The organism is Mammaliicoccus fleurettii, assembly GCF_002018435.1.
In the GTDB taxonomy this organism is placed as follows: Bacteria; Bacillota; Bacilli; order Staphylococcales; family Staphylococcaceae; genus Mammaliicoccus; species Mammaliicoccus fleurettii.
Genome location: NZ_MWJM01000031.1, coordinates 1 through 5,907, shown reverse-complemented (window position 1 = coordinate 5,907; position 5,907 = coordinate 1). Strand labels below are relative to the sequence as shown.

Sequence of the window (5,907 nt, the reverse complement as noted above, 5' to 3'; positions counted from 1 at the left end):
GTGTTACATTTTATAATATTTAAGGCTTGACTTTTCAAGTCTTTTTTGCTATTATATACTAAAGGAGAAATAAATGACTAACATATTTAATAAAGTACAGACAGCCAAGCACTTAAAAGAGCGTGAAGACTTAATAAATTTAAAAGATGACTGGCTTATTGATACTTTAATGCCAAGTTCGCAAGCTGGAATATTAGTAGCTCCGTTTAAGTCGTTTAAAAGCTCTCTAGCAATGCACATGGCTTTAATGGTATCGCAAGGACTACCTTTTTTTGGTTATGATACAAAGCGGAGCAAGACACTATACATAGACAATGAGGACACGGACAGAGAGTTAAACAAAAGGCTTAGAAATAAAGATACTGCACCAGAAGACTTGCATTTCTTAACAGGTGGCGAGTTTATGCTTGATGATTCCAACCACATGAATTTATTATATGAGTACATCAAAGATAATGATATAAAGTTCGTGATCTTGGATAACCTAATGACAATGTTGCGAAACGGAGATATTATCTACGGTAAAGACTTCGAGCCAATGCTTAGAAGAATTACACGCTTGAAGTTGCTCTTTCAAGATGTAACTTTCTTACTGGTAGCTCATGCAAACAAATCAGCTTATGCAAACTCAATGGACGATAAAGCCTATATGGTAAAGCCTAGCGATGCCTTAGGCGGTTCTACTCTTACAGCTTGGGCGGAGTTTATGCTGATGTTAAGCCCTAAACGTGGTAAATACAATGACTTCTCTAAGTTGTCAGTAAAAGCGCGTGGATATCAGTTTGACGATGATTTAAATTTTTCTTATGTTGATTCAGTATTTACTTGCGTTAATAAATCAAAAAAAGAACCTGATAGTGAACTAGTTGAAAAAGTAAAGGCTGAAACAGAAAACGAAGTTACAAAAAAAGAAAATGTTGCATTTTTAGAACTAGCAAAATTACAAGGAAAGGTTATTGAAATTGAATAAAAATTATAAAAAAATAGAAAATTTAATTGTTTTTGATGATGGAACTATTTACAGAGAATTCAAAAAGTTTTGTAGATTAGTAAAAGGTACAAGGCATCACAAAGGGTATTTAAATATAAGATGTCATGGAAAAATAATGAAAAAACATAGAGTTATAATGGAAGCATTCTACGGCAAAAGCGACCTAACAGTTGACCATATAGATGGGAATAAAGATAACAACTCATTGAAAAACCTTGAGTATGTAAGCAATGCAGAAAATATGCGTCGTTCTTTTAAAACAGGGTTACACAAAAATGGTATTAAGCAAATGACAGAAAAGCAAAAGAAAAAAGTATTATGGAACGGGAAAATATACGATAGTCAGCAAGAATTGAGCTTAAGTTTAGGTTTGTCTAAAGGAGCATGTACTATGGCTATAAAAAGAGGTTCAAAATTACGTGGGTTTATTCCTATACAACTTACGAAAGAATCAGCACATGCTTTCTTAGACTTAGCTAAAGAGCAAGGAAAAGTAATAGAAAATGATTAATTACGAGAACAAAGCTATTAATTTACACGCTGAAGTGTATGGCTGGTTATATCGTGCATTAGATGAAATGATAAAAGCAGAATGGCATAATGACGAGCTCTTCAAAGTATGGCTAAATCGTGCTGAATTTCTAGTAAAGCAGTCAAAGAAATTGCATACAGCTTGCGAAAATGATTATTCTAAACGTGCATTAGTTAGAGCCTTGCAATTAAAATCAGAAATAAATAAAAAAATAACATCTAATGCTTTACAATAGTAAATAATTTTGATATAATAGTATATATAGAAATAAAGGAGAACTAACAAATGGTAGTTAAATTAACACAAGAACAAGCTGATTTTCTTAAAACCTTTGTCTGTAATGATAGAGCTTTCCATTATATCAGTCGGTATGGTTGGAACCATTATCTTAAAGACGGTAATGGAAAATGTTATGAAAAAGGCGAAAAAGAACCATTTACTCTTGATGAAAAAGGAAAAATGTTAGACGCTGTTATTAATGGTTATGAAGTTATTGTTCCTAAATTTAAGTTTTATAACTTTTCTGATAAGACTAGGTTTGCACCTTTATATTATGCTGGAGAAGAAGAATTAACTAGTGATAAAGAATTTGCAAAAGAGGTTGAAGAAGATAGCGAAGAATATGTAGCTTTGAAACTTTTAGGCTTCATTAAAGAGGAAGTATGATAACATCTTTTGAATCACTAGCTGAAAGGCGATTGATAACTCTTAATTATCACAAAAAGGATAGTCAGCAGTACATAAACAGCTTAAATTATTTTGAATATGCTAGAATATACTTCGAGAAGAATGGCTTTCCAGAAGATAACAGACGAGTTTATCAAAGTGGCAAGCGAAAAGGTCAAAAGGTTGGCTGGTCTGATAAAGAGGAAAAACAGCAGAAAGACGATATTAGAAAGTTCATATATGAAAAGCAACTACAAAAGTTTAAAAGCAGAAGAAAAAGCAAGTAAACATTATGCCAGAGGCGTCAGAAAACTGTCTAAAGAGCTTAAAGAAATGAACGAAGTAAAGTATAGGGTAGAACCTAACGAGTGCTTATATGGCTTGATAAGCGAATTATGGAGCTATTGGGGTAAAGGTTATATTTTACCAATGCTTAAATATAATATCGAAATTACAAGACAAGGCGACGTCTTCATTGTAGAAAGAGGAGAAAATGAGCGTATTTGAAGCACTAAGTGTTATCAATGTAAATGACAAGAAAAGTAAAAAGAATAATTTAGATTATCTTAGTTGGGCATTTGCTTGGGCAGAAGTTAAAAAAGTTTATCCTGAAGCAAATAGTAAAGTTTATGAAAATGAGCAAGGTCTAAATTATCACACAGACGGTAGGACAGCTTGGGTTAAAGTTGGAATGACTATTGAGGGCTTAGAGCACATTGAATATCTACCTTGTATGGACTATCGCAATCAATCTATCCCAGTTGAAAAACTGACTTCTATGGACGTAAATAAAGCCATTCAGCGTGGACTAGTTAAGGCAATCGCTCGTCATGGTTTAGGGCTATACATTTACGCAAATGAAGACCTTCCTGACTTGACAGAAGAGCAGAAAGAACTTGAAGCAGAAAAACAACGACTTAGAGAGATCCAACCACTTATTAAACGAGCTGAACAACTAGGATATAAAAATATCGATAGCTTGAAAGATAAGACTAAAAAAGAAATTACCGACATCATGACGATTTGGTTAGCACAGCAAGAAGCAGAAAAAGGAGAATAATTAAATGGCAATTATCACAGTTACAACACAAGCAAACGAAAAAAATACACGTACAGTAAACACAGCAAAAGGCGATAAGAAAATTATTTCAGTTCCTTTGTTTGAAAAAGAAAAAGGTTCTAACGTAAAAGTTGCGTACGGTTCGGCTTTCTTGCCTGACTTCATTCAATTAGGCGACACCGTAACGGTAAGCGGTCGTGTACAAGCTAAAGAATCAGGCGAGTACGTAAATTATAACTTTGTTTTCCCTACGGTTGAAAAAGTGTTTATTCATGACGGAAATGGCGCACAAGCACAAGCTAAACAAGACTTATTTGGTGGTTCTGAACCGATTGAAGTTAACACGGAAGATTTACCTTTCTAGAAAGTCGGTTACATGTACACAGCAGAAGAGAGAGAGCAAATTATCGACATCGTGGATAAAATGAGCTTACTAAGACAAGACTTTGACGGAGCTTTCACTTGGATCAAGGAAAACGTATCAATGCCATTTGACTTTGATGGAGAACAGCAATTTATATCAGACTTGAAACAACTAGTTAAAATTAATGCTTTGAAGTTTGGTAAAATATATGAAGGAGTATTAAATTGACAACATTAAGAGAACTGCACAAAAAACTTAAAATCAAACAAACGCTTGACAACTACGTACGAAACACAAATAAAAAATATAAGCATAATCTTGTAGCTGATGAAATTCTTGGCGAGGGTTTAGCTAAACTGATTGAGCTTAACACTCAAGGCAAACTTGGACGACATGCACAGCAAATTGCTTACATCAATCATAACTTGAGCTTACAGCGACAAAAGGAGCAACTGGAACAAGCTAACGAACGACTTGCTAAACGTGCTGAGAAGGCCCAAAAATTGCTTGACACGGAACTTTTGAAAGATAGCTACATCGAAACGCTGGAAATGTTTAGTAAATTCAATTCAGCAAAACAATATACTATGTGGGACGACCTAGAAACTCCAACTAAAGTGATTGAGTTCATGGAAAAAAACGGTGTGAAGCAAGGGAAATGGCTACGTCCTGAAGGGGTTGACGCTTGGTTCAAAGAACGAATCATCTGGTTCAAGAATAAATTGAAAGAAAAATAATATTAAGATTGAAACTTTAGGCTTTACAGCTTAGAGTTTTTTTGATATACTTAGTACATCGAGTTAAGGAAAGAGAGTTATAACAATGGAATTAAAACAATGTGTAACCTGTGGGGCTTCAAGCTTTACTAATGGTAAATGTGATTATTGTAGAAATCAATACGAAGTAAATGAAGACAAAATATTTTACGGTAATTCAACAGAATATGATTCATCATTAGATGAGGATATAACTTTTCAAGAAACTCCTGCTGGTAAACTAATACTTAAAATCATGATTTATACTTTAGTTTCTATTGTTTGGTTTGCTGTAACTGTATTTATTCCGCCATTATTTATAATAACAATTATTTTATTAGTGGTTTATGTGAGTTTTCGCTTGATAATTAAAAAGAAATAGCTTATAATAGTATATATAAGTAAAGGAGAAACACAAATGGATATTGTAAACAAAACGGTTGAAAAACTCCAAGAAGAACTAGAGAGTTGTATTCAAACGTTGATTGAAGCGAGCGTAGCAGCAAATATCACTCAAGATATCGTTGTTGGAAACCTTGTAGACAGAAAGCTTGTGGACCTAGCTAAAACCAATAAACTTGCAGTTGATTATATCGAAAAAGTGACTGGAAAGGATATTGATGTTGTAATGGCCGAGAATGTAGCACTTGAAGAAGAGGAATAATGAAAAGAAAATATTTTAATGACAAAAGATATTGCCACTGCTTCGATGTACCAACGAGTGACGGCTTAGGAGTTTGCAAAGATTGCAGGGGGTATACAAACATCTGTTATAGTTGCGATCGCTGTTTACATTGCTGGTGTACATCGCAGATTGAACTGTTTACCGAATATAATGAACCTAAGTTGCTAGAACTTATAGAAAACTGGAATAAATTTTACCAAATTAGAAAGACAAAGAACAGTTAATGTTTGACAAAGTAAAAGTAATTTGATAGAATGTAATTATAAATAGAGGAGAACAAAATGAAAGATACAGTAAAAACTTTAATGATAGCTGCAGGTGTCGGCTTTACACTTATCGCTATCACTTGGATAGGTATGCTTGCGACGTTGCTTATTACATGGCTTGGAGGTAACATCTAATGAATTTTAAAGAAAATAAGCATTATGCCAATGAGCATGGTGTAGAACTTAACGAATACTTGAAACATAATTTTAACTACGAAGAGCTTGTAGGGTGGTATACAATGCAGGTATTGAAGTATCTAGTAAGAGCTGGCAAGAAAGAGGGTGAAAGCTACGACAAAGACCGTAACAAGGCTCTAGACTATGCCAAAGAACTAGCTAACTTAAGTAACGAGAATGAGCTTACAGAGTACACTACTGAAGATATTATGGGCTTTACACAAGATATGGCCGATGATTTCAAAAACTGGAAAGGCGAATAAAATGACAGAAAAAATTATTATCTCTAAAGAGTTGAACGAATGGCTAGAAGAACATCAAACGTTAGATACTGATAATACACTATATGATATACGCTTCAGCAAAGAAATTTTTGATGAATTATTTGAAGACTGTCTCTTATACACATCT

Annotated in this window: 13 protein-coding genes; all 13 read left to right on the top strand. The window is 33.8% G+C overall.

Going from position 1 to position 5,907, the window contains the following annotated elements; all coding sequences use genetic code 11:
* Positions 1-73 precede the first annotated feature (73 nt).
* The 13 genes from B2G86_RS12810 (at position 74) to B2G86_RS12745 (ending at position 5,759) form a co-directional block, all read left to right on the top strand.
* A complete protein-coding gene (locus B2G86_RS12810; protein ID WP_078358577.1) occupies positions 74-970 on the top strand; it encodes an AAA family ATPase in 897 nt (298 codons plus the stop codon).
* Positions 963-1,502, top strand: a complete 540-nt coding sequence (locus B2G86_RS13340) for an HNH endonuclease signature motif containing protein (protein WP_158079042.1) — start codon at positions 963-965, stop codon at positions 1,500-1,502. The genes B2G86_RS12810 and B2G86_RS13340 overlap by 8 nt, the downstream gene beginning before the upstream one ends.
* The gene (locus B2G86_RS12800; protein ID WP_078358575.1) at positions 1,495-1,758 is read left to right on the top strand and encodes a hypothetical protein; all 264 of its coding nucleotides are present in this window, start codon (positions 1,495-1,497) and stop codon (positions 1,756-1,758) included. The genes B2G86_RS13340 and B2G86_RS12800 overlap by 8 nt, the downstream gene beginning before the upstream one ends.
* Before the next feature lie 50 nt (positions 1,759-1,808).
* On the top strand, positions 1,809-2,189 hold the full coding sequence (locus tag B2G86_RS12795) for a hypothetical protein (RefSeq protein ID WP_078358574.1): 381 nt from the start codon (positions 1,809-1,811) through the stop codon (positions 2,187-2,189).
* Between the two features lie 159 nt (positions 2,190-2,348).
* Entirely contained in the window at positions 2,349-2,696 is a 348-nt protein-coding gene (locus B2G86_RS12785; RefSeq protein ID WP_158079041.1) for a DUF7413 domain-containing protein, read from the top strand.
* Positions 2,683-3,249, top strand: a complete 567-nt coding sequence (locus B2G86_RS12780) for a Sak single strand annealing protein (RefSeq protein ID WP_078358571.1) — start codon at positions 2,683-2,685, stop codon at positions 3,247-3,249. The genes B2G86_RS12785 and B2G86_RS12780 overlap by 14 nt, the downstream gene beginning before the upstream one ends.
* Positions 3,250-3,253: 4 nt before the next feature.
* Positions 3,254-3,613 (top strand): single-stranded DNA-binding protein, encoded by a 360-nt coding sequence (locus B2G86_RS12775; RefSeq protein ID WP_078358570.1) that lies wholly within the window; start codon positions 3,254-3,256, stop codon positions 3,611-3,613.
* Between the two features lie 12 nt (positions 3,614-3,625).
* Positions 3,626-3,841 carry a hypothetical protein gene (locus B2G86_RS12770; RefSeq protein WP_036087094.1) on the top strand — a complete coding sequence of 72 codons (216 nt, stop codon included), beginning with the start codon at positions 3,626-3,628 and terminating at the stop codon, positions 3,839-3,841.
* On the top strand, positions 3,838-4,350 hold the full coding sequence (locus B2G86_RS12765; protein ID WP_078358569.1) for a hypothetical protein: 513 nt from the start codon (positions 3,838-3,840) through the stop codon (positions 4,348-4,350). The genes B2G86_RS12770 and B2G86_RS12765 overlap by 4 nt, the downstream gene beginning before the upstream one ends.
* Positions 4,351-4,435: 85 nt before the next feature.
* Complete coding sequence (locus tag B2G86_RS12760; RefSeq protein WP_078358568.1) at positions 4,436-4,750, top strand: hypothetical protein; 315 nt, start codon at positions 4,436-4,438, stop codon at positions 4,748-4,750.
* 36 nt (positions 4,751-4,786) lie between these two features.
* Entirely contained in the window at positions 4,787-5,032 is a 246-nt protein-coding gene (locus B2G86_RS12755; RefSeq protein WP_078358567.1) for a hypothetical protein, read from the top strand.
* Between the two features lie 302 nt (positions 5,033-5,334).
* On the top strand, positions 5,335-5,454 hold the full coding sequence (locus B2G86_RS13660; protein ID WP_420798278.1) for a DUF7186 family protein: 120 nt from the start codon (positions 5,335-5,337) through the stop codon (positions 5,452-5,454).
* The gene (locus tag B2G86_RS12745; RefSeq protein ID WP_078358565.1) at positions 5,454-5,759 is read left to right on the top strand and encodes a DUF3310 domain-containing protein; all 306 of its coding nucleotides are present in this window, start codon (positions 5,454-5,456) and stop codon (positions 5,757-5,759) included. Before B2G86_RS13660 ends, B2G86_RS12745 begins: the two co-directional genes overlap by 1 nt.
* The last annotated feature ends 148 nt before the right edge of the window (positions 5,760-5,907 follow it).